Origin of the sequence: Asticcacaulis aquihabitans (assembly GCF_032490435.1) — a bacterium.
Classification (GTDB): Bacteria; Pseudomonadota; Alphaproteobacteria; order Caulobacterales; family Caulobacteraceae; genus Asticcacaulis.
In genome coordinates, this window is record NZ_JAVGWM010000004.1 from 36,885 (window position 1) to 59,371 (window position 22,487).

A 22,487-nucleotide genomic window follows, 5' to 3' on the forward strand; every position below is an offset into this window, starting at 1 on the left:
CATTTGGCAGAGCAAGGCAGACCATGGTAAACCCCGCCAAACATACCGATCCGTTCGACAGCCTCGACGACCTTGATGACGAATTCATCGACTATAAGGCGCGTCTGGATGCAGAGGATGACTATGGCAGCCAGGCCGCTCCGCAACGGGTTGACGAGACGGTGAGCGACCCCTTTGCCGATGATGATTTTGATACGGCTGAGGCTTTCGAACCGGAAATGGCGATGCAACGCCAGGCGTTCGCCGCGCCTGCCGCGGCCGCCCCACCTCTGGGTTTGCATAACCTTGCAGAAGATGAAGATATCGGCGCGGTATCCATTCCGCGCATTACGATTCATTTCTTCCCCGAAAGCGAAGCCTCGCTTGCCGCATGCGATACGGCCTCCCTCGACCGCCGGATGGCTCGCGCGCAGTGTATCGTTCGCCGTGGCGGCATTTCGGAAGCCATAGATACTTACCGGCATGAACCTACGCCATCCCTGATTTTTGTCGAAAGCGGGTCGCGGGGACGCGATCTGCTGGATCAGCTTGGGCAACTCGCCGAAGTGTGCGACGCCAACACCAAGGTGGTGGTGATCGGTGCTCACAACGATATTTCCCTATATCGGGAACTGATCCGTCAGGGGGTCAGCGAATACATGGTGTTGCCGGTTCAGCCGCTGCAACTGATCAAGACGACTGCCGGGCTGTTTGACGATCCGGAGACGCCGTTTGTTGGTCGCACCATCGCCTTTGTCGGCGCCCGCGGCGGCGCCGGTTCGTCCTCGATCGCCCACAACTTCGCCTATAATCTGTCTGAACAGATGCAATCGAACACGGTTATCGTCGACTATGACCTGCCGTTCGGTACAGCGGGCTTGGATTTCAATCAGGACCCTTTGCACGGCATGGCCGACGCGCTCAATGAGCCGGACCGTCTGGACAATGTCCTGCTGGACCGCATGCTGACCAAGTGCACCGAACGGTTGTCGCTGTTTTCCGCGCCGGCAACCCTTGACCAGGACTATACGGCAGATCAGGAAACCTACGAAGAAGTTACCCGCAAGATCCGCTCAGCCGCGCCGTATATCGTCATGGATTTGCCGCACGTCTGGACGCCATGGCTGAAGTCGAACCTGATTTCCGCCGATGAAGTTATCATCGTTGCCACGCCGGATCTTGCCTCATTGCGCAATGCCAAGAACATCATCGATCTGCTCAAGCAGTATCGGCCGAACGACACGCCGCCGCGTCTGGTGCTTAACCAGATGGATATGCCAGGCCGCCCGGAAATCCCGGTGAAGGATTTTACGGCTGCGCTTGGTGTCGAGCCCGCCGTACTCATCCCCTTCGATGCCAAGCTGTTCGGCCAGGCATCGAATAATGGCCAGATGATCGCCGAATGCGGTCCGGCCTCCAAGGTGGCCGACAGCCTTATGCAACTGACTTCGAAAGTCACCGGCCGAAATCCGGAACCTAAGACGAAAAAGTCGTCATCCTTCCTCGCCAACCTCTTTAAGAAGTAAGGCACACGCAACGTGTTTGGAAAACGTCCGACAGATGACAAAAAGGCATCGATGGCAGCGCGGCCAGCGTCGGCACCGGCGTCGCCTTCGCCTTCGGAGGTAAAGCCGCAGGCGCTTAGCCAGGGCGGGGGCAATGCTGCGCCGCCCCCGGCCTCCGCCAATTCGGACATCGCCACCCGTCCTCAGAAACTTGACGCCAAGACGCCGGCGCAAAACACCGCGCCCAAGGTGGCGCTTCCTGAACTGAGCCAGGAAAAACGTGTCGGTGGCTCGTCCGGTGACAAAGCGGCAAACAGCGCGGCGAAGGCAAAGCTGGCTCAGGGCCTCGAGCAGATGCACCAGGCACAGGCCGTGACGGAAATCGTGCGTGAGCAGTCCGACTACTATCACGCCACCAAAACCGCCATCTTCAATGCGCTTCTGAACACGATCGACCTGTCGCAACTCGCGTCGCTCGATCACAAGGCGGCCTCGGAAGAAATTCGCGACATCGTCGCCGAACTGGTGGCGATCAAAAACGTTTCGATGTCGGTGGCGGAACAGGATAACCTTGTCCAGGACATCATTAATGACGTCCTGGGCTACGGGCCGCTTGAGCCTTTGCTGGCGCGCGACGATATCGCCGATATCATGGTCAATGGCGCGACCCGAGTCTTCATCGAAGTGGGTGGTAAGGTTCAACTGACGAATGTCCGTTTCCGCGACAATCAGCAGCTGATGAACATCTGCCAGCGCATCGTCAGCCAGGTCGGCCGACGCGTTGACGAAAGTTCGCCGATCTGCGACGCCCGCCTGCCAGATGGCTCCCGCGTCAACGTCATCGCGCCGCCGCTGGCGCTTGACGGGCCGACCCTCACCATCCGTAAGTTCAAGAAAGACAAACTGACCATGCGCAACCTGGTGGAGTTCGGCTCCATCAGTCCGGAAGGCGCGCGCGTCCTCGGTGTCATCGGTGCCTCGCGCTGCAACGTTTTGATCTCCGGCGGTACCGGTTCGGGAAAGACAACCCTGCTCAACACCATGACGGCCTTCATCGATCCAACCGAACGGGTCGTGACCTGCGAAGACGCTGCCGAACTGCAACTGCAACAGCCGCATGTGGTGCGTCTGGAAACCCGACCGCCGAACCTGGAAGGTCAGGGGACCATCACCATGCGCGATCTGGTCAAGAACTGTCTGCGTATGCGCCCCGAACGCATCATCGTCGGCGAAGTTCGTGGCCCGGAGGCTTTCGACCTTCTCCAGGCCATGAACACCGGCCACGACGGTTCCATGGGCACGCTGCACGCCAACTCGCCGCGCGAAGCTGTTTCCCGTCTCGAGTCGATGATTACGATGGGCGGTTACGGCCTGCCGTCGCGGACGATCCGCGAAATGATCGTCGGGTCGATCGACCTGATCATTCAAGCCGCGCGTCTGCGGGACGGTTCGCGCCGCATTACCCACGTCACCGAAGTCCTGGGCCTGGAAGGTGATGTTATCGTCACCCAGGACCTGTTCCTTTATGAAATCGAGGGTGAAGACAAGCAAGGCAAGATTCTCGGTCGCCATCGCTCCACCGGCATTGGCCGGCCGCGCTTCTGGGACCGCGCCAAATATTATGGCCTCGAGCGCGAGTTGGCCGAAGCCCTAGACGCTTCCGAGTAACGCTATGCTTTTAACCCTTCTCATCGCCTTTCTGAGCTTCGTGATCCTCGCCAGCCTGGGCTATGCCATAACAGGCGGCGGTAGCGGATCTTCGGCAGCCCTGACCAAACGCACCCAAACCATCGGCTTGGGGACGAGCTCGCGCGCCAAGCATCGTCAAAAGGCGCAGGCCAAGACGCCGGAAGAGCGCCGCAAGCAAATCAGCGAGCAGCTCAAAGAGGCTGAAAAGCGGGAGCGCAAGGCGCGACTTACGCTACGGGCCCGTATGTTGCATGCCGGGCTTGAACCGGATGTGGCAAAGTTCTGGATATTCAGTGCAATTCTGGGTGCTGTTGCCTTTTTTCCGCCAGTTATCGTGCTCGGCCAAATGCCGGTCTGGGGACGCCTGCTGGTTGGGTTGGGTGCATCTTTCATTGCCTGCTATGGCTTGCCGCGCTGGGTACTCGGCGTGATGGCCGGCAAACGCGTCAAGAAATTCACTGAAGAGTTTCCCAATGCCATGGACATTATTGTCCGCGGTATCAAATCCGGCTTGCCTGTCAATGACGGCCTGAAACTGGTTGCCAAGGAATGTCATGCGCCGCTCGGGCCGGAATTTCAGCGTCTGGTCGAAAACGTCGGCGTAGGCATGTCGCTCGACGGCGCACTGGAAAAGATGAGCGAACGCATCCCTGCCCCCGAACTCCGCTTCTTCGCCATTGTCATTTCCATTCAGGCCAAGACCGGTGGCAACCTGTCCGAAGCACTCGGTAACCTGTCGAACGTCCTGCGCGCGCGGAAGATGATGGGTGAGAAGATCAAGGCACTGTCATCCGAAGCCATCGCCTCGGCCTCGATCATTGGGGTTCTGCCGCCCGGCGTCGGCACCATGATCGCGTTGACGCGCCCGGAATACATCGCGCCGATGTTCACCGATGTTCGCGGGCAACTGATGCTGTTAGGCGGCGCGGTATGGATGTTCATGGGCATCATGATGATGCGCAAGATGATCAACTTCAAATTCTAAGGGGGGCATATGAAAGACTTCGCTGCATTCATCATGAACCCCGGCAACCTGATCGCTGGTGTTGTTGCTATCCTGGCTTTCCTGACCTTTGTCACCTTGGGCCGCAGCATGACCTCGGGCGACCAGCTCGACAAGCGTATGAAGTCGGTCGCCAATCGTCGTGAGGAATTGCGCCGACTGTCACGTCAGAACGTGGCTAAGGACGGCGCGGGCGGCCTACGGCAAAAGGACGAAGGTCTGGCGCGCAACATCGTCGATCGCCTGAACCTGAAGACCTTGTTGGAAGACCCGAAGGTGGTCGAAAATCTGGCCATGGCCGGCTATCGCGGGCCCAAGCCTGTCTCCACCTTCTACTTCTTCCGCTTTGCCATGCCGTTCGTCCTGGGTGCCATTGCGGCTTTTGAGATGTTCGTGGTGGATGTCGGCCACTATTCGTTTCAGATCAAGATGTTGATCACGGTTGGGTCTTTTGTCATCGGCTATTATGCACCGAATATTTATATCAAAAACCGCGCGGCAAAACGTCGTCTGTCGATCATGCAGGCCTTTCCGGATTCGCTCGACCTGTTGCTGATTTCAGTCGAAGCGGGTATGTCGATCGAGACCGCTCTGCAAAAGGTGGCTGCCGAAATGGGACCGTCTTCGATCGAACTGGCCGAGGAACTGTCCCTGTTGGTGGCTGAGCTGTCTTACCTCCCAGAGCGTCGTCAGGCCTATGACGGTCTGGCTAGGCGCACGGGGCATCCAGGCATCAAGTCGGTGTGTACGGCTATGGTACAGGCGGAAAAATACGGTACTCCTCTCGGCACGGCCCTGCGCGTCATGGCCAAGGAAAACCGTGAAATGCGTCTGTCGGCCGCTGAAAAGAAGGCCGCCGCCCTGCCGGCCCAGTTGACCGTTCCAATGATCGTCTTCTTCTTGCCTGTGCTCTTCCTGGTCATTCTCGGACCGGTCGTTCTGCGCATCACAGATATGCAAAAGAACAAGCCGGATGCCCCTGTAGTCAATGATGTCAGCAAGCAAAAATAAGCAGGCCTAACCACTAAGCAGGCCTGACCACTTCGTCTCGTCTCTGCCCGTACTTATGTGAGCACCAACACAGATAATCCGCAAAGCCGTCGCTAAGGCTATAAAAAGAGACGCGGAGCCTGGGGCCTCGCGTCTCATATCACCATGATTGTTTGCCTACAGACTTATTGGCAGGCCAGGCACTCTTCGTAGTCGGTGCGCGGCGTATCCATCTTTTCGACGACTTCGCGGGCTTCGGCGCCGGCGTGCGCGGCGCGCTGAACCGACTTGGAACGGAGATAGTAGAGCGACTTGACGCCTTGCTCCCATGCAGTCCAGTGCAGCATGTGCAGGTCCCACTTGTCGACATCGCCGGGCAGGAAGATGTTTAACGACTGCGACTGGCAGATTTCCGGCGTACGGTCGGCAGCCAGTTCAACCACCCAGCGCTGATCGATTTCGAAGGCGGTCTTGAACAGGTCTTTTTCGTCCTGCGACAAAGCATCCAGATGTTGGACGGACCCTTCATGCTGTACGATCGAGTCCCAGATTTCCGAGCTGTTCAGGTTCTTTTCTTCGAGCAGGGCGACCAGATAAGGATTCTTGACGGCGAATGACCCCGAGAGGGTCTTGTGGGTATAGATGTTGGCCGGGATCGGCTCGATACCGGCTGAAGTGCCGCCGCAGATGATCGAAATTGAGGCAGTCGGGGCAATGGCCAGCTTGTGCGAGAAACGTTCCATGACGCCGCGTTCCTCGGCGTCCGGGCAGGCGCCCCGTTCTTCGGCCAGCTTGACTGATGCCTTGTCCGCTTCGCGGCGCAGATGCTTGAACAGGCGCATGTTCCATGACTTGGCCATGGCTGATTCGAAGGCGACGCCTTGGGCTTGCAGGAAGGAATGGAAGCCCATCAGGCCCAGACCGACTGACCGTTCGCGCATGGCGGAATAGATGGCGGGCTCCATGGACGACGGGGCACACTGGATGAAGTCCTCCAGAACGTTGTCGAGGAAGCGCATGATGTCTTCGATGAAGCCCGGCTGATCGCGCCATTCCAGGAAGGTTTCGGCATTGACCGACGACAGGCAGCATACCGCTGTGCGGTCGCGGCCCTTGTGATCGACGCCGGTGTGCAGCATGATTTCCGAGCACAGGTTCGATTGGCGCACCTTCAGGCCCAGTTCGCGCTGGTGCGCGGGCATGGCGCGGTTCACCGTGTCGGAGAAGATCAGGTAGGGTTCCCCGGTTTGCAGGCGAATCTCGAGGATCTTCTGCCACAGCGAACGGGCGTCTACGAAGCGCAGGACTTCATTATTCTTGGGCGAACGCAGGCCAAATGGTGTGCCGTCGCGGACAGCTTCCATGAACTCGTCGGTAATGCCGATGCCGTGGTGCAGGTTGAGCGATTTGCGGTTGAAATCGCCCGACGGCTTGCGAATTTCCAGGAATTCTTCGATTTCCGGGTGGAAGACGTCAATATAGACGGCGGCCGAACCGCGGCGCAAGCTGCCTTGGGAAATGGCGAGGGTCAGCGAATCCATGACGCGGATGAACGGAATGATGCCGGAGGTCTGGCCGGCGCCCTTGACCTTTTCACCGATGGAGCGGACGCCGCCCCAGTAGGTGCCGATGCCGCCGCCGTTGGAGGCGAGGGCGACGTTTTCATTCCAGGTCGAGACGATGCCTTCGAGATTGTCGGGCACGGCGTTGAGGAAGCACGAAATCGGCAGGCCGCGCGCCGCGCCGCCATTCGACAGGACCGGAGTCGCCGGCATGAACCACAGGCGCGAGATGTAGTCGTAGATGCGCTGGGCGTGCTCGGAGTCATCGGCATAGGTAGTGGCGACGCGGGCGAACATGTCTTGATAAGATTCGCCTGGCATCAGATATCGGTCGTCCAGGGTCGTCTTGCCGAAATCGGTCAGCAGCGAATCGCGCGACGGGTCGGTGACGACATGTTTGACCAGCTTGAACTCCGGGCGCGCCTTGGGACGCACAGCCATGTTTGCCTTGGCCGAGGGGGCTGCTGTTGATTCACGCTTGGCTGCTTCGTTCGCTGACATCTTCACTCTACCCTTAGTCTCAAACCGCTCCGTGCTCGGAGCTACCCATATGGGGGACGCAAACAACTATATCTAGTGTGTTGGGCGCCCCCGCCGTCGATATATGGGGCCATAGGCCAGAGTTTTCGTCAAGGATCAAGTCGATGTTTTGGCGAACTTTTTCGTTAATGAGGCGTTAAATTTCCGCTTTCTCCATACCGCTCAAAGGCTTGCGAATGCGATACGAATTTTCGCCGGATTCACGAAAGCTGTGAACGAATCGTCACACGGTTTGCGCCGGACCTTCGGACAGGTAGCGGTCAAGTTTATTGTGCCGGTCGACCAGCACGACGCTGGGGATAATCGGCGTGTCGGTTAGCTCAAAACCCATGATGATGATCTGTTCCGACTCACTGATCAGATGAGCAGCCGCGCCGTTCATGGCGATGACGCCGGAATCGCGTTCGCCTTTAATGACGTAGGTTTCCAGGCGATGGCCGGACGTATTCGACACCACAAGGACGCGTTCGCCTTCCCAGAGGCCGACGGCCTCCATCAAGGCTTCATCTATGGTGATCGACCCGATATAGGCCAGATTGGCTTCGGTGACATAGGCGTTATGGATCTTGGAACGCAGAACGTGACGCATGGAATTACTCGCTAAGGACAGTTTTGGCTCCCTTACGCGCCCTCGCACTCTTCGTCCACAATGAAGATGTCGCCGGCAGGGGCCATGACGTAAAGAGTCGTTCGATCAGCCGATCTGACATGTATAGAACCGCACGCGTAAGCCCTCACGCCGACGGACGGGGTTCAGGCTTACTCGCCCCACAGGTCGGTAACGTCTCCCTTGCGGTTGAGCATATGGATGGCGCGCTTGATGACGGTCAGCACATTCTCGACGCGGGCGTCCGATTCATAGGTCAGGGCGGCGCGATGCATGCCGTCAAGGGCGAAGCGGGCCAGATCGCGACTGGCCTGGAAGCGGGCATCGGCACCCGCCATGATGAAGCCGGGAGTGGCGCGGCCCATGGCGGCTTTGTCGAAGGCCTCCTGAGCGGGACGGATCGCCTTGGCGACCTCGCTGTCCTGCCGGCCAGCGCGCTCCAGCGCCAGAAATGCGGCAAACGGTACCGAACTGAGCAGACGCCAATAGGCATCGATCGCGCCGTCCAGAGCGTCCTGGCCCGGTTTCAGCTTCTTGGCTTCCGCCTCAAAGGCGGCTTCGCGGGCGGCATGGATGTGCCAGGCGGCGGCCTCAACCAGGTCTTCGCGTGTCGGGAAGTGGTACAACATGGCGCCGCGTGTCAGACCGCAGGCCTCGGCGATGGCCGCATTGCCGGAGCGGTCATAGCCCAACTCGGCGAACAGGCGCATGGCCGTTTCCAGAATTTGCACGCGGGTACGGCGCGATTTGGGCGTATCCTTGGCCCCGCCGTCACGGGATGGCGTTTCTTTATCCCGCAGTTGCGCAAGTTTTGGTGGCTCGCTCATGGGTCTTTCTGGGGTCTTTCTGGAATCCCGTATATTGTCATTTGACAATGGGAGGTATCGGAATCCGTCCTCACTTTTAAAAATAAGGGATTTTGGACTTTAAGCAAGCCGCAAACCGCGCACCGGCCCGCGATTTTGTCTCCCTCGGCGTAATTTGTGCACGGCACAAGAAATTTCGGGTTCGCAAACAGCGATGACGTCTGTTGCTTGCCAATTCGGGACAAACCGGGCAATAGGGAGCTGAGACATCCGCCCCTGAGGACAGACGAATTTGCGTATCTTGCTGGCAACCGACGCGTGGGAACCTCAGGTGAACGGCGTGGTGACGACGCTTCGCCGCACTATAGAGGAGTGCGAAAAGCTCGGTCACGAGTTCCATATCATCGACTACAACCAGTTCAAAACCGTGTCCTGGCCGGACTATCCGGAGGTCAAGCTGGCGCTCGGGTGTTATGAGGAGGTGCGTGGCATCATCCTCGACTATGAACCGGATGCTATCCATATCGCGACGGAAGGCTTCGTCGGTATGGCGGCGCGGCGGGTCTGCCAGGAATTCAAACTGCCGTTCACGACCAGCTATCACACCAAGTTCCCTGAATACGTATCGGCGCGTCTGCCGATCCCTTTGTCCTGGGGCTATGCCTTCATGCGTTGGTTCCACAAGCCATCCGGTCGGGTGATGGTGGCGACGCCGACCCTGCAGAAGGATCTGGAGGAGCGGGGCTTCAAGAATATTTCGCCCTGGACGCGCGGTGTCGATACGGTGACGTTCAAACCGGGCCTGGAGCCGATCTTTGGCGACCTGCCGCGTCCTATCATGACCTATGTCGGCCGCGTTGCGGTCGAAAAGAATATCGAGGCCTTCCTGTCGCTCGACCTGCCCGGTACGAAGGTAGTGGTCGGTAAGGGACCACAACTGGAGGAGCTGAAGCTGAAATACCCGGATGTGGTTTTCACGGGGCCGCGCTTCGGCGAGGAACTGGCGCGTTCCTATGCGGATTCAGACGTCTTCGTCTTCCCGTCTCTGACCGATACCTTCGGCCTGGTGATTACCGAAGCCATGGCGGCCGGAACGCCGGTGGCGGCCTTCCCCGCGCACGGTCCGATAGACATTATTCCGGGCTCAGGCGCAGGAGCGATCAACGACAATCTCTCCGTCGCCATCCAGGAGGCCCTGAAGATCGACCGCCGCGATGTTCGCGCCTATGCCGAAAAATTTTCCTGGCCGGAATGCGCGGCCGAGTTCATCCGCAATCTGGAGCCCTATCCCGAGCCGGCCAAGACAAAATTGTGGACGCGGCTGCGCCAGTTGCCGCGCAAGATCCGGCGGAAGCCAGAAGCGGCCTGATGGTAGCGGCCTGATAGTAGCGGCTTGGGCCGCTCAGCCTGGACTGGATTGGCGGTCGGCGGGCAGTTGTGGCGCGGTGTGCGCGTCCAGCATGCGTTGTTCGGCCCGGGCTTTTCTGAGCGCCAGGCGCGCTTTGTCGATCGTGTCCCTATTGCCGCCGCGCTCGGCCTCGGCCATGGCCACCGACGCCTGCATCAGCTTTATCGGAATAAAGTGGGTGTTGTCTTCGGGCGTAAAGCTTTTGACACGCAGCGCGCCCAGAATGGCACGCTGGCGGTCGCCATCGGCACCGGCGGCGCGGCCGTAGCTCAGGAAGAAGGATCGAAGCTTCTCCTTGGTGACGGGGTCAAGATCCTGCCTATAGATCAGCGCGTCGCCCGGAAATGGATTGGACGCCCATATAACCTTCAGCTTTCGAAAAGCCGCGTCGTCGGTGTGCTGTAGAGCGAGCAGGGCAGTGGTGTCGGTTGCGGCGGCGTTCAGCTTGCCATTCAGCACGGCCGATATATTGGCGTCTGGCGTGCCTGTTGTAATAGTCTTGAAGCATTGCCCAGCCGCCAGCTTTTGCGGCTGGAACAGATAGTATTGTGGCGCGAGGCCGGAGGCCGGCTTGTCACGTTCGCCCAGGGCAAAGGTCAGCTTTCGGTCGCATTTCAGCAGGTCTTCTGGCGTCAGCTTCGACTCGGTCGGAGCGATGATCAGCCCCTGCAGGGCAGTGACGGCATCGGCCCTGGCAAAGACCTCGCCGTGGCCGCGCGTGATGGCTTCGACGCCTTTCAGGTCTGCGAACCACCCGATTTGAACCTTGTGGGTCCGCAGGGCGTCGACCTGGGAGGCATAATCTTCAGCGAAAACCGGTTTGACCTTAAGACCAGTCTGATCCGCCAGGTCGTTGAGCAGCGGCATCCACAAGGCTTTTGCGGATGTGGCGCCTTCGGGTGACAATATGGAAAAGGCGATGTCTTTACGGGCGCCGAGATCGGCCGTGCGCTCACAGGCGCCAAGCGTGCCCGCGACAGTGGCCAGTAAACCGTATAAAAATGCCTTGCGAGATAAAGCCATCGGCAACATGCCGCAGAGCTCCCATTACTGTCTTTAGTTCCGCGCCCACAAGAATCATATGGGAAGTTTGCCGCCAGTGGCAACTGTTTTAACGGCTTGCGTTTGTCGGTCGCCGGGCGAAATTTTTTTACCGGCTATTCTTTACATAATTTCCTATTCCTCTATATAGGGCATTCTTCCGGCGGACCCCGAGTTCATACAGGTCCTGCCTCATTTTCCGCAAAAAGGTCATGTACCTTCCGCGGGATGAGGCTCAGGCATCGCTGCTAACGCCGGTCTGGGTTAACTTAATTTAGGGTGCACTGTGGTGGAAAACTACCAGTCAGCCCTGGACCTGGTCCGCAAGCAGCCTCCGGAACGTCCCGTCGCACTCGTGCGACGCGCGCCCGTAACAGTTGCCGCGCAATGGTTTCAGGCTAATTTCAAAGGCGATGTCTTTTATGCCGTGAAGGCCAATCCGTCTCCGTGGGTTCTCGAAACCCTGTGGGCGGCCGGTGTCCGGTCTTTCGATGTGGCCTCGATCCAGGAAGTCGAGCTGGTGCGTACCACGCTGCCGGCGGCGCGCCTGGCCTTTATGCATCCCGTCAAGAGCCGAGTATCAATCGCCCGTGCCTATTTCGATTTCGGCGTTCGCACCTTCTCGCTGGATACGCATGAAGAACTGGCCAAAATCCTGGATGCGACCAATCACGCCAAGGATCTGAATCTGATTGTGCGCCTGGCGACCTCGGGCGAAGGCTCGAACCTGCCCCTGACCAACAAGTTTGGCGCTCAGACTCACGAAGCGCCCAGCCTTTTGCTGGCCGCGCGCCAGGCGACCCAGGACATGATGGGTATTTCCTTCCACGTCGGCTCGCAATGCATGCGCCCGACCGCCTATGCGGCGGCCATGGCGTCCGCCTCGCGGTCACTGGTCCGTGCGGGCGTCTTCGCCGACGTCGTCGATGTCGGTGGCGGCTTCCCGTCAGTTTATCCCGGCATGATCCCGCCGGCCCTGTCGGAATACATGGACACCATCAATCGCGCCTTCAACGAAATGAAGGTGCATGACGAAACCCAGCTTTGGGCCGAACCTGGCCGTGCGCTGGTGGCGGAATCGACCTCGGTCCTGACCAAGGTCGAATTGCGCAAGGGCGACGCCCTGTATCTCAATGACGGTTCTTACGGCAATCTGTTCGATGCCACCCACGCCAAATGGCCCTTCCCGGTGCGCCTGCACCGTCAGGACGAGGCCGAGAGCGAGACCCTGAAACCGTTCCGTTTCTACGGTCCGACCTGCGATTCCATCGATTCCATGCCCGGCCCCTTCTGGCTGCCTGCTGACGTCGATGAAGGCGATTATGTCGAAATCGGCATGCTGGGCGCCTATGGCGTCACTATGGGCACGCGTTTCAATGGCTATGGTGAGACGGAGACGGTTTTCCTCGACGACGCGCCTATGGCTTCCCTGTTTGGTCTAGGGCCACGCAGCCTGAGCAACCCGCGCTCGCTGTTCGATGTCGACGACAACAAGGTCGTTCGCCTCAACCGTCCCAAGGGCGGCAAGCGTGGCAAGAAGCGGGTCAAGGCCAAGGCATAGGATTTTTCAAGGCCGGTACGCGTACCGGCCTTGATTACATAATTTGGGACTCATCGACTGAGAATCCACGCCGTTTCTCGAAAAACTAAAGCGCCAAAGGGCCCTTGCGGCGGGTCTCCGATGGGGATTCCCCGAACAGCTCTGTGTAATACTGAGCAAATCGTCCGGCGTGGGGAAAGCCATGCGCAGCGGCGACATCGGCGATGGAGCGGCCGTCGCGACCTTCCATCAGTGCCTGGCGCGTCATCTTCAGGCGCATGGTTCGCAAATAGGCGTGCGGCGTGACGTCAAGATGAGCGCGGAAACTGGTTTCCAGCGTCCGGACGCTGATATTTGCCGCCTTTGCCACATCGGCCATACTGGGATTGTTGCGGGCTTCGCGTTGCATGTAGTCGCGCGCCAGCCGCAGATAATTGGGCATGGGACCCGCCTTGGTGGTCTGCATGCGGTCGGAATAGCGATGCGGAATACTTTCCAGCAGCAGATGGCTGAATGTCTCGACCAGGCGATGTTGCAGGCTGGGTGACAAGTCGCGGCTCTGGAAGGTGAAGGCGTCGGAACACAGGGTGGAAATCAAACGCGACAGGACGCGCGCCTTGGGCGTGCCCAGGTCGATGACAGGACCGAGGCGCAAGTCGCGTTCGACGGGCAGTTGCAGAATGTCGAACAGGAAGCGCTGGACCCAGCTGAATGACACCTTGATAATATAGGCTTCGCAGGTTTGGCCGTCGGCGATGTGCGATACATGGGTCTCCCCCATGGGCTGGTAGATCATCGCCTGGCCGGCGGTGACCTTCTGCGTCATAGTCCCGCGGCGCAGATTGAGATAGCCCTTTACCGGCATGATAATGATGACATCGTGACTGGCGGTGGTCTGAATCTGCACGAAGCCTGAGGTTGAGATCAGGCGGGCCATGTGGATCTGCGGGTCGTTGCGGTCTTCCTGGGATTTCAGAACGCCAAGGTTCATTTGCCATTGGAAGTCCGGGCCGCCACTTTCCTGAGCACAGTTCCAATGGAAGAATGTACAGATGACGTCCTGGAATTTTTCGAAGCTGTCGCCGACGCATTGCCATGTTTCAACGGAATCCAGCGGATTTCCTTCCATGACATTCTTCCCCGTAAACCGTTTTTGAGTGATCGACTGCTCGGAATCGGGTAGTAAAGGAAAAGCTTTCATGTGCAAAGGTAACACTTGTCCAGTAATGAAAGGCAAAAGCCGCTAAGCGAAAAAAACAACGTGGACCCAAAAATAATCCACAAAGTGAAAAATACAAAACTTAGAACGATTTAGAATTGTAGGTACTTTAAAAAAATATCCATAAAGAGCGAAATTTAATCCAATTGGCGCAATAGACTGTCTTTCGATATTGGCCATTCGATTTCAGCTCATGGTACTGTTATCATAAATGTTTTGCGAAAATGCGGTAGATATGCGGCGAACGCCGCGACCCAATCAAATCTTTACAAAGTCGAACGGTGTTCGATTGAAGTCATTTGCCAAAGTCGGGGCGATAGTCTATACGCGCCGCTCTGATAACCCTCCCCATCGCACCGTCTGGGGGATTGAGGGCAAATGACGGGCGTCCACCTTTACCCACCCCGCTGCCGGGGCGCTTCTCAAAGGAACGCAAACATGACTGCAGACACCGCACCTCTTTCCAACATGAAGGCCACGCTCCTCGCCGAGACGGTCGAACACGTCGACATCACGTCCTATGATGCGCGTCCGATCATCGACTCGATGCGCAAGATGTCCTTCTCGTCGCGCGACACGGCGCGCGCTGCCGACATCTTCAACATGGCTCTGGCCGACAAAGGTTGCTCGACCTGGCTGATCCTGGCTGGTTCGACCTCAGCCGGTGGCTGTATGCATGTTTATCGCGACATGGTGAAATTTGGCATGATCGACGCCGTGGTCGCCACGGGCGCGTCGATCGTCGACATGGATTTCTTCGAAGCCCTGGGCTTCAAGCATTATCAGGCCGCCGGCCAGGTTGACGACAACGTACTGCGCGACAACTATATCGATCGTATCTACGATACCTACATCGATGAAGAGGAGCTGCAGAACTGCGATCACACTATTCTCGAAATCTGCAACCAGTTGGAACCGCGCCCCTATTCGTCGCGCGAATTCATTTGGGAAATGGGCAAATGGCTGGCCGCCGGCAACGCCAAGAAGCCGGGTTCGCTGATCCAGACCGCCTACGAAGAAGGCGTGCCGATCTTCTGTCCGGCGTTTGTCGACTCCTCGGCCGGTTTCGGTCTGGTCAAGCACCAGAAGGAACGCATTGCCGCCAAGCAGCCCTACCTGACCATCGACGCGGTTGCTGATTTCCGTGAACTGACGGACATCAAGATCGCTGCCGGCACGACCGGCCTGTTCATGGTCGGCGGCGGCGTGCCGAAGAACTTTGCCCAGGACACGGTTGTCTGCGCGGAAATCCTCGGTGTCGAAGCCGACATGCACAAATACGCGGTTCAGATCACTGTGGCCGACGTGCGCGACGGCGCTTGCTCGTCCTCGACGCTGAAGGAAGCCGCGTCGTGGGGTAAGGTTTCGACCACCTACGAACAGATGGTTTTTGCCGAAGCGACCACGGTCGTTCCGCTCATCGGATCCGACGCCTACCATCGCGGCGCTTGGCAAGGCCGTGAAAAGCCGCGTTGGGCCAAGCTGTTCGCGTAACCTGGCCATCTATGGCTTTGCGCAATAATGTGTTCAAAAATACGTGAAGCAGGGAAAATATCCCTTATTTTGCGTAGATATTTTGTGCGTCGCACTAGCATTTTTTGCGCAAAGTATTAGATACAGTTCTAACGCAGACCGCTGAATGAGTCCTCTCATCCAGCAATAAAGCAACAAGTTCGTCACCGGGATCATCCCCCCCCCTCGAAACCGGTGGCATGCGACGGAGACCATTGCCCCCCAATGGTCTCCGTTTTGCGTTTGGGTGCCGGCAATGGTCGTAGACCATAGCACCCCATCAGGGTCTCTCGTCGTTTTGCGTTTGGGTGCCGGCAATGGTCGTAGACCATAGCACCCCATCAGGGTCTCTCGTCGTTTTGCGTTTTGGGTGCCGGCAATGGTCGCAGACCATGGCGCCCCATCAGGGTCTCTCGTCGTTTTGCGTTTTGGGTGCCGGCAATGGTCGCAGACCATGGCACCCCATCAGGGTCTCCGTTTTGCGTTTTGCCTTAGGCCCTTTTCGACCGCGTCGACGAACGCCGCTTAGTGTCCTGGCTTGCGCTTATAGACGTTAAAGCCATCCCAGTCCCCCCGGACCGTAGAGACGTGATCGTAGTCGGCGTCGAGCCGCTTGTATATCTGCGGCAACCGATCGCGATTAAGGCATCCCATCACATAGGCCATATCCGATAGCAGGATGTATTGCGGACGGCTGTCAAAGGCGGCACCCAGGGGATCAGCGTCGGGCGTGGGAAAATTGCACAGGAGGTGCATGGCGTTGAAGTATTTCGCCTTTGGCAGGGTCTGGGTGAACAGGTAGACATAGTGCCCGCGGCTCAGGACCAGAAGATTGTCTCCGGGCTTTATGCCCTGCTTGCGTAAGCTTTCAGCCCCAAGAACACTGGCCCGGTAGTCCGGGATCGCCAGGTAGCCACCGGGAAACAGGTCTTCGCGTTCCATGATCATTGGCTGTGCGACGGCGGCCGTCATGTACAGGGCCATGTAGAGGTTACGCTGCCGGGGCTTGAAGTCGATGCCGTGGCACAGGACGCCGACAAACAGGATGACGGTCGGCGTCATCAACGGAAAGCCGCAATAGAGATCGGGCGATTTGACCATCAACACGCCGATGGCAGCCGTGACGTACCACAAGAGGGTGAGGGCAATCAGGCGCGGGGCAACGGCTCGTACGCGCCCCAGCCGCAGCACGGCCAGAAGGGCGCCCGCCGTGATGACCAGGAGCGGCTTGATCATGGCCAGAAAGTTTAAAGGCCGCCGGAAGAACTTTATCAAAGGCGACTGCGTCTGGATCCACATGTCGAGTTGTGACCGCTGCAAGGCGGACATCACCACATCGTTGAACGCTTCAGTAAAATGGCCGGTGGCCGCGAAATAAAGCCCGAAACCAAGTGTCGGCAGGGGCGCCACACCACAAAACACAGCCAGAGGCCAGACGGTCTTGCGCTGCCAGCATTGCCAGGCCAGCCACCCGAACAGGGCCAGACCTTCGAAGGCAGCGGTTTGTTTGACCATGACGGCGCAGCCGATCATCAGGCCACTGCGTGCCAGTATGCCCAGGGCGCGCCGCTCATCAGCCCGCCCGGCGTCAAGCATAAGCCGGACGGCTGCGATGGTGAGCGCCATCTGGATATGCTGTGTCGGGAAGGTGGTGCCTTCCTGGAACAGGGAATAGATCGGGTAGAGACCGGCCGCCCAGAAGGCCATGGCCGGCGATCCGTGGTCCGTCAGCATCCGGTGCAGGCTATAGGCGCCCCAGGCAATGAACAGGATCTCTATCGCCTTGATTTGCGCCAGACCTGAACCGACGAAGAACTGGACAGCGGCAAAGAGGGCGAACATGCCTGGCGCCTTGATGTCGTAACTGGCCACATAGGGCAACTCCCCCCGAAGCCATCGGCTGGCAACGACGCTGAAGAAGGCTTCGTCATCGCCGATGACATGTATGAAGGGGAGGCGGACCGCGAGGGTCCACAGCAAAAGCACAAGCCCCGCGGTCAGACGGGGGTGTTGTTCGGCGATTTGACGCAGGACGCCGGAAAGGTGCGGACGGGCGTGTATCTGAGGCGAGATCGAGGGCATCACACCGTATACAGGTCAAACCTGAAAAATATGGTTACTCGCACGCCGGACGCGGCTTAAGGCGCCTTAGCAGAAATTAACGCCGCCTTAAGCCGTGTTAACCATTTAAATACCTGAAATAGCTAAACCTTGGGCATGACCACGCCGATTCGCCCCTCACTCGCCCAGATGCTTAATCCGCAGGCGGCCGCGCCCAAACCGGTCCAGCCGGAAGGCGGCTTCGCCAGTGCCCTGGCGGCGCAAAAGGCGTTTTTCCAGCAGGTCACCGCTCCCAAGATTACGCCGGCCACCTATACCGCCGCTGACGTCGCCAAGGCGACGGCCCCAGTGCAAACCAATGTGCAGACCAGCGCCGCTCCTGCGACCCCGCAATCAGCCGATCAGCCGCTGCGTCGTCCGGGGTCCTATCTGAATATCGTGGTTTAGACCGAAACGGCCTTTACGACCGGCGCGTGAACCAGTTCCTCGGTGGTGGCGGCTTCCGATACGCCTTCGGACAGGGGCGGGAAGGGCAGCTTCTTCATCTTCTTGCCCGAAACCTTGTCTTTTTTCTTGCCGCCCTTCTTTTCCTTGATGGGCTTTTCGCCGTCGGCGACGGTGTCCTTACGTGGCTTGATCTCACCTGACAAGGCCTCTTCCCGGGCGGCGGTCAGCTTACGCAGCAGCTTGACGAAGCTGTCGCGCTTGGGGGCGGACAAGAGGCTGAGAATCTTTTCATCGGCGGCGGCAACGCGGGGTTCCATTTCGGCGAGAGCCGCCTTGCCGCTGGGCGCGATCTGAACCAGATTAGCGCGGGCGTCAGTCACGGATCGTTCGCGCGCCACCAACTCCTTGGCCAGCATGCGCGACACCAGGTCGGCCAGGGTTGAGCGATCAATGCCCGTCAGCCGGACCAGATCGGTCTGGGACAGGCCTTCCGACCCTTCCAGAGCTTTCAGAACGGCATATTGTCGTTGCGACAAAGCCCCTTCGCCCGCTTCCTCGCTGTAGATATCAAGCGCAATTTGCAACACCCGGTGCAACAAATGCGACGGCGAGGTATCGAGCCCATTTTTCGACATGACCTTGTCGCCGTGCTTTGATTTTTTCATGATGTCCAGCCGCTTTCTTTTTGCCGCGCCATATAGTGACATGACTATATGACGTATTCACGACATTTCAATCAGAACACGGAGTAAATAATCAATCTGCTTTTTCCTCTGGCGGAGTTTCCAGATTTTTCATCAGGAATGGGAGCAGAACGATCGAGAACGCGATAGGCCCGCCGATCATGGACACCAGTTTCCACGTCACCCAGAAATCGTCGCTCTGCGTGCGCCAGATGACTTCGTTGGTCGCGCCCATGGCGTAGTAGAACAGGGCGTAATAGATGGTCAGCTTCGGCCAGGCGGCATCCTTCAGCTTGAGACTGTCGCCGAGCAGGGCCTTCAAAGGCTCCTTCTTCAGCACCAGCGCCCCCAGCAAGATCGACCCGATGATGGCATCGACAATGGTCATCTTGATCTTGACGAAGGTCGGATCCTTGAAGACGACCGTCAGCACGCTGAATGGGATGGTGATCAGGCAGGACATCAGCGGTATCCACGCCACCCGCTTTTCCATGATCAGGCCGGCGATCAGGGCAACCACGGATGCAGCGCCGAGCACGCCCGATGCCCATACCAGTGCCATCGGTTTCTCAACCAATTTGAGCGCGGAGCAGGCGAAAAAGGTCAGGCCGAACGCGACAAGAGGCCCGTAATCGACGACCATCTTGATCGTGTTCTGCTTCGGCGCTTCGGGTTTCAGCGCCAGTTCGGGATTGGCCTCGCCCAACTTTTCCGCCAGTTTTCCCGCAGCGCGATCGACAATCTGATCGCCAGCCTTGATTTCCGTACCCAGATCAATGGGCTCATGACCTTCTGGGGGCTCGGTTCGGGACGTCATTGCGCATCTCCCAACGGCTCGAGGCCGACCATGGAGCGCGCGAAGTCACGCGCCTTGAAATCGTGCAGGTCCTCAATATCTTCGCCGACACCGATCAGCTTGATTGGGGCGTCCGAGGCCTTGGCGATAGGGATCAGAATGCCGCCGCGCGCCGTACCGTCCAGCTTGGTCATGACCAGGCCCGATACGAAGGCTTGCCGGCCGAAAATCTGTTCCTGGCTGAGCGCATTGCGGCCAACCGTGGCGTCTAGGACCAGAAGTGTTTCGTGCGGGGCGTCAGGATCGACTTTCTTGATGACGCGGACGACCTTCAACAGCTCGTCCATCAGCTGCTGCTTGTTCTGCAAACGGCCGGCCGTGTCGATCAATACCACGTCATAGCCTTCTTCCTTCGCCTTGACGAAGGAGTCGTAGGCGAGTCCGGCGGCGTCTGCCCCGGTCTTGCGGCCCATGAAATCGGCATTAGCGCGCTGGGCCCAGACCTTTAGCTGTTCGACAGCGGCGGCGCGGAACGTATCGCCGGCGACGATAAGGACCTTGGCGCCGCTCTTGGTCAGCTTGGCCGCGATCTTGCCGAGCGTAGTGGTTTTTCCCGACCCGTTGACGCCCACGAACAGCACGACATAGGGACGTGGGCCCGCCAGGGGATCGAATATGCCTTCGTGTCCGGCCAGTTCGTCAGCCAGGGCCTCGGCCAGGGCGGAGCGAACGGCATTCGGGTCCTTGGCCGAAGAAAAGCGCTGCTGCGCCATCTTGCCGGCGATGGTGGCGGCAATCTGCGGCCCCAGGTCGCTTTCGACCAGCAGGTCTTCCAATTCCTCAAGCGCGGCATCGTCCAGCGCTTCCTTTTGCTGGAACACCTGGGTGACGGATTCGGTCAGGGTTTGCGAGGTGCGGGACAGGCCCGCAGTCAGGCGCTGAAACCAGCCTTTTTTCTTGTCTTCGCTCATACCGCCTGCTGTAGCTGAGTTTGGGCCAGCGTGCCAATGACATGTTTGCCATCATGGCCGTGGATACGGATGTCGCTGAGGCCGCCGACCATCGCGTCACCGTCAAAGACGACTTCGGTGAAGTCGGCGGCGCGGGCAAAGCCTGGCTTTTCAACGACGCACGACAAAACGCGGCCGTGCTGGCGCGTTAGATGACGGGTCAGGGCCTCTTCGGCCTTGGTACGCAACCGGGCGGCGCGCTCCTTGATCAGCGGGCGCGGCAGTTGCGGCATCTTTGCCGCCGGTGTCTGTGGACGCGGGCTGTAGGGAAAGACGTGCACGAAGGACAGGTCGCAGGCATCGACCAGCGACACGGCATTGGCGAACATGTCTTCGGTCTCGGTCGGAAAGCCTGCGATCATGTCGGCACCGAAGCTGATGTCCGGGCGGGCGCGCCGCACCTTTTCGACCAGGGCTATGGCATCGGCGCGTAGGTGACGGCGCTTCATCCGCTTAAGGATCATGTCGTCGCCATGTTGTAGCGACAGATGCAGGTAGGGCGCCAGCCGCTCTTCCTCCGCGAAGGCGCGCAGCAGCGTGTCATCGATTTCGGCGGCGTCGATGGAGGACAAACGCAAGCGCTTCAGGTCGGGCACATGCTTGAGGATGCGCGTCACCAGATGGCCCAGTTGCGGATTGCCGGGCAAATCGCCTCCCCACGAGGTCAGGTCGACCCCGGTCAGCACAATTTCGTTATAGCCTTGGGCAACGAGGGTCTGGGTCTGCGAAATCACATCGCCCGCCGCTGCCGAGCGCGAATTGCCGCGGCCATAGGGGATGATGCAGAAGGTGCAACGGTGGTCGCAACCGTTCTGAACCTCGACAAAGGCGCGGGCCCGATCCTTCAGTCCATCGATCAGATGGCCAGCCGTGGTCTTGACGCTGAAAACGTCGTTGACGACAACGCGGGCCGAATCAGGCGTCAGCCGGTAAGCGCCGGCCTTTTGCTTGTCGGCATTGCCGATGACGAAATCGACCTCGGTCATATTGGCGAAGGTGTCAGGATCGGTCTGGGCGGCGCAACCGGTAACGATCAGGCGCGCATCGGGATTTTCCTTGCGGGCGCGGCGGATGGCCTGGCGTGCCTGGCGCACGGCTTCGCCCGTTACGGCGCAGGTATTGAAAATAATGGCGTTGTCCAGCCCGTCTTCGGCGGCGGTCTTGCGGATGACCTCGCTTTCGTAGGAATTCAGGCGGCAGCCAAAGGTAACGACGTCGACCTTGCTCACAACTGGCCCTCGAACTCGACCTCGATCGGCCCCGTCATGACGATATGATCGTTCTCCGCCCAGGCGACATGTAGCGGGCCACCGTCCATGATGATGGTGGCGGCGCGATCAGTCAGGCCACGCCGGACGGCGGCGACCAGCGTAGCGCAGGCACCCGTGCCGCACGCCTTGGTAATGCCCGCGCCGCGTTCCCAGACGCGCATGCGAATGGTCTGACGATCGATCACCTGGGCGAATTCGACATTAACGCCTTCCGGGAACAGGGGGTGATTTTCGATCAGCGATCCTGTCGCGGCGACATCGACCGTCGCTATATCATCGACGAAAAAGACGACGTGCGGATTGCCCATGCTTACCGCCACCGGCGTGTGGTACAGCGGCGCATCAATCGGCCCGACCTGCAATTCCAGCTTGGCGGTGTTCATCTCTTCGGCCAACGGGATTTGCCGCCAGTCCAGACCCGGTTTGCCCATATCGACGCTCGCCGTCCCCGTCCGGGCGTCGGCGCGAAGTACGCGGGCACGGGTCTGTCCGCCCAGGGTGTCGATCTTCAGCGTCCGGTCGTTCGCATCGCGGTTGAGGTACCAGGCGACACACCGCAAGGCATTGCCGCAGGTTTCCACCGTGCTGCCGTCAGTGTTCCATACGCGCATGAAGGCGTCGCCTTCGGTACTGCCTTCTATGGCGATCAACTGATCGAAGCCGATGCCGGATGTGCGGTCGCCCCAGGCGCGGATCTGCTCCGGCGCCGGCGCGAAAGCCTGGTCGCGGGCATCGATGACAATGAAATCATTGCCAAGGCCATTCATCTTTAGAAAGGGGCGGGTCATGGTCAGCGTGCGGTCACTTGATTAAGTGTA

General features: G+C 59.0%; 19 protein-coding genes. 8 read left to right on the forward strand and 11 right to left on the reverse strand.

What is annotated here, in order from left to right; all coding sequences use genetic code 11:
• Window positions 1-23 precede the first annotated feature (23 nt).
• From RCJ00_RS14540 to RCJ00_RS14555, 4 genes are read left to right on the forward strand one after another with little or no spacing between them, the layout of a single operon-like run.
• Complete coding sequence (locus RCJ00_RS14540) at window positions 24-1,505, forward strand: CpaE/TadZ family protein (protein ID WP_316222842.1); 1,482 nt, start codon at window positions 24-26, stop codon at window positions 1,503-1,505.
• A gap of 51 nt (window positions 1,506-1,556) precedes the next feature.
• Complete coding sequence (locus RCJ00_RS14545; RefSeq protein ID WP_316222843.1) at window positions 1,557-3,152, forward strand: TadA family conjugal transfer-associated ATPase; 1,596 nt, start codon at window positions 1,557-1,559, stop codon at window positions 3,150-3,152.
• 4 nt (window positions 3,153-3,156) lie between these two features.
• A complete protein-coding gene (locus RCJ00_RS14550) occupies window positions 3,157-4,158 on the forward strand; it encodes a type II secretion system F family protein (RefSeq protein WP_316222845.1) in 1,002 nt (333 codons plus the stop codon).
• A 9-nt stretch (window positions 4,159-4,167) separates the two neighbouring features.
• Window positions 4,168-5,187, forward strand: coding sequence for a type II secretion system F family protein (locus RCJ00_RS14555; RefSeq protein ID WP_316222846.1), 1,020 nt, complete (start codon window positions 4,168-4,170; stop codon window positions 5,185-5,187).
• Between the two features lie 164 nt (window positions 5,188-5,351).
• Here the strand turns inward: RCJ00_RS14555 and RCJ00_RS14560 are convergent, their stop codons facing one another.
• The 3 genes from RCJ00_RS14560 to RCJ00_RS14570 form a co-directional block, all read right to left on the reverse strand.
• Window positions 5,352-7,229: a ribonucleoside-diphosphate reductase subunit alpha gene (locus RCJ00_RS14560; protein WP_411267549.1), complete on the reverse strand. Its 1,878-nt coding sequence runs from the start codon at window positions 7,227-7,229 to the stop codon at window positions 5,352-5,354.
• A gap of 262 nt (window positions 7,230-7,491) precedes the next feature.
• Window positions 7,492-7,857 carry an aspartate 1-decarboxylase gene (panD, locus tag RCJ00_RS14565; protein WP_316222848.1) on the reverse strand — a complete coding sequence of 122 codons (366 nt, stop codon included), beginning with the start codon at window positions 7,855-7,857 and terminating at the stop codon, window positions 7,492-7,494.
• A 170-nt stretch (window positions 7,858-8,027) separates the two neighbouring features.
• On the reverse strand, window positions 8,028-8,702 hold the full coding sequence (locus RCJ00_RS14570) for a TetR/AcrR family transcriptional regulator (protein ID WP_316222850.1): 675 nt from the start codon (window positions 8,700-8,702) through the stop codon (window positions 8,028-8,030).
• Between the two features lie 271 nt (window positions 8,703-8,973).
• Between RCJ00_RS14570 and RCJ00_RS14575 the strand changes: the two genes are divergently transcribed.
• Window positions 8,974-10,050, forward strand: a complete 1,077-nt coding sequence (locus RCJ00_RS14575; protein WP_316222852.1) for a glycosyltransferase family 4 protein — start codon at window positions 8,974-8,976, stop codon at window positions 10,048-10,050.
• 33 nt (window positions 10,051-10,083) lie between these two features.
• Here the strand turns inward: RCJ00_RS14575 and phnD are convergent, their stop codons facing one another.
• The gene (gene phnD / locus RCJ00_RS14580; protein WP_316222853.1) at window positions 10,084-11,112 is read right to left on the reverse strand and encodes a phosphate/phosphite/phosphonate ABC transporter substrate-binding protein; all 1,029 of its coding nucleotides are present in this window, start codon (window positions 11,110-11,112) and stop codon (window positions 10,084-10,086) included.
• A 307-nt stretch (window positions 11,113-11,419) separates the two neighbouring features.
• On the opposite strand from phnD, the gene RCJ00_RS14585 reads away from it, so the two are divergent.
• Window positions 11,420-12,691 (forward strand): type III PLP-dependent enzyme, encoded by a 1,272-nt coding sequence (locus tag RCJ00_RS14585; protein WP_316222855.1) that lies wholly within the window; start codon window positions 11,420-11,422, stop codon window positions 12,689-12,691.
• Between the two features lie 85 nt (window positions 12,692-12,776).
• Here RCJ00_RS14585 and RCJ00_RS14590 read toward each other — a convergent pair whose 3' ends face one another.
• Window positions 12,777-13,799: an AraC family transcriptional regulator gene (locus tag RCJ00_RS14590; RefSeq protein WP_316222857.1), complete on the reverse strand. Its 1,023-nt coding sequence runs from the start codon at window positions 13,797-13,799 to the stop codon at window positions 12,777-12,779.
• Window positions 13,800-14,327: 528 nt separating this feature from the next.
• Between RCJ00_RS14590 and RCJ00_RS14595 the strand changes: the two genes are divergently transcribed.
• Window positions 14,328-15,383 carry a 1,9-bis(guanidino)-5-aza-nonane synthase gene (locus RCJ00_RS14595; RefSeq protein ID WP_316222859.1) on the forward strand — a complete coding sequence of 352 codons (1,056 nt, stop codon included), beginning with the start codon at window positions 14,328-14,330 and terminating at the stop codon, window positions 15,381-15,383.
• Window positions 15,384-15,926: 543 nt separating this feature from the next.
• Here RCJ00_RS14595 and RCJ00_RS14600 read toward each other — a convergent pair.
• A complete protein-coding gene (locus RCJ00_RS14600) occupies window positions 15,927-17,483 on the reverse strand; it encodes an ArnT family glycosyltransferase (RefSeq protein WP_316222860.1) in 1,557 nt (518 codons plus the stop codon).
• A gap of 135 nt (window positions 17,484-17,618) precedes the next feature.
• Between RCJ00_RS14600 and RCJ00_RS14605 the strand changes: the two genes are divergently transcribed.
• Window positions 17,619-17,909, forward strand: a complete 291-nt coding sequence (locus RCJ00_RS14605) for a hypothetical protein (protein WP_316222861.1) — start codon at window positions 17,619-17,621, stop codon at window positions 17,907-17,909.
• On the opposite strand, the gene RCJ00_RS14610 is transcribed toward RCJ00_RS14605, so the two are convergent.
• From RCJ00_RS14610 to dapF, 5 genes are all read right to left on the reverse strand, one after another.
• Window positions 17,906-18,574, reverse strand: coding sequence for a MarR family winged helix-turn-helix transcriptional regulator (locus RCJ00_RS14610; RefSeq protein WP_316222862.1), 669 nt, complete (start codon window positions 18,572-18,574; stop codon window positions 17,906-17,908). The two genes, RCJ00_RS14605 and RCJ00_RS14610, sit on opposite strands and share 4 nt — an antisense overlap.
• 91 nt (window positions 18,575-18,665) lie before the next feature.
• Window positions 18,666-19,409 (reverse strand): inner membrane-spanning protein YciB, encoded by a 744-nt coding sequence (locus tag RCJ00_RS14615; RefSeq protein ID WP_316222863.1) that lies wholly within the window; start codon window positions 19,407-19,409, stop codon window positions 18,666-18,668.
• The gene (gene ftsY / locus RCJ00_RS14620; protein ID WP_316222864.1) at window positions 19,406-20,359 is read right to left on the reverse strand and encodes a signal recognition particle-docking protein FtsY; all 954 of its coding nucleotides are present in this window, start codon (window positions 20,357-20,359) and stop codon (window positions 19,406-19,408) included. Before ftsY ends, RCJ00_RS14615 begins: the two co-directional genes overlap by 4 nt.
• Window positions 20,356-21,627, reverse strand: coding sequence for a tRNA (N(6)-L-threonylcarbamoyladenosine(37)-C(2))-methylthiotransferase MtaB (gene mtaB / locus RCJ00_RS14625; RefSeq protein WP_316222865.1), 1,272 nt, complete (start codon window positions 21,625-21,627; stop codon window positions 20,356-20,358). Before mtaB ends, ftsY begins: the two co-directional genes overlap by 4 nt.
• Window positions 21,624-22,457 (reverse strand): diaminopimelate epimerase, encoded by an 834-nt coding sequence (dapF, locus tag RCJ00_RS14630; RefSeq protein ID WP_316222866.1) that lies wholly within the window; start codon window positions 22,455-22,457, stop codon window positions 21,624-21,626. The genes mtaB and dapF overlap by 4 nt, the downstream gene beginning before the upstream one ends.
• Window positions 22,458-22,487: the final 30 nt, after the last annotated feature.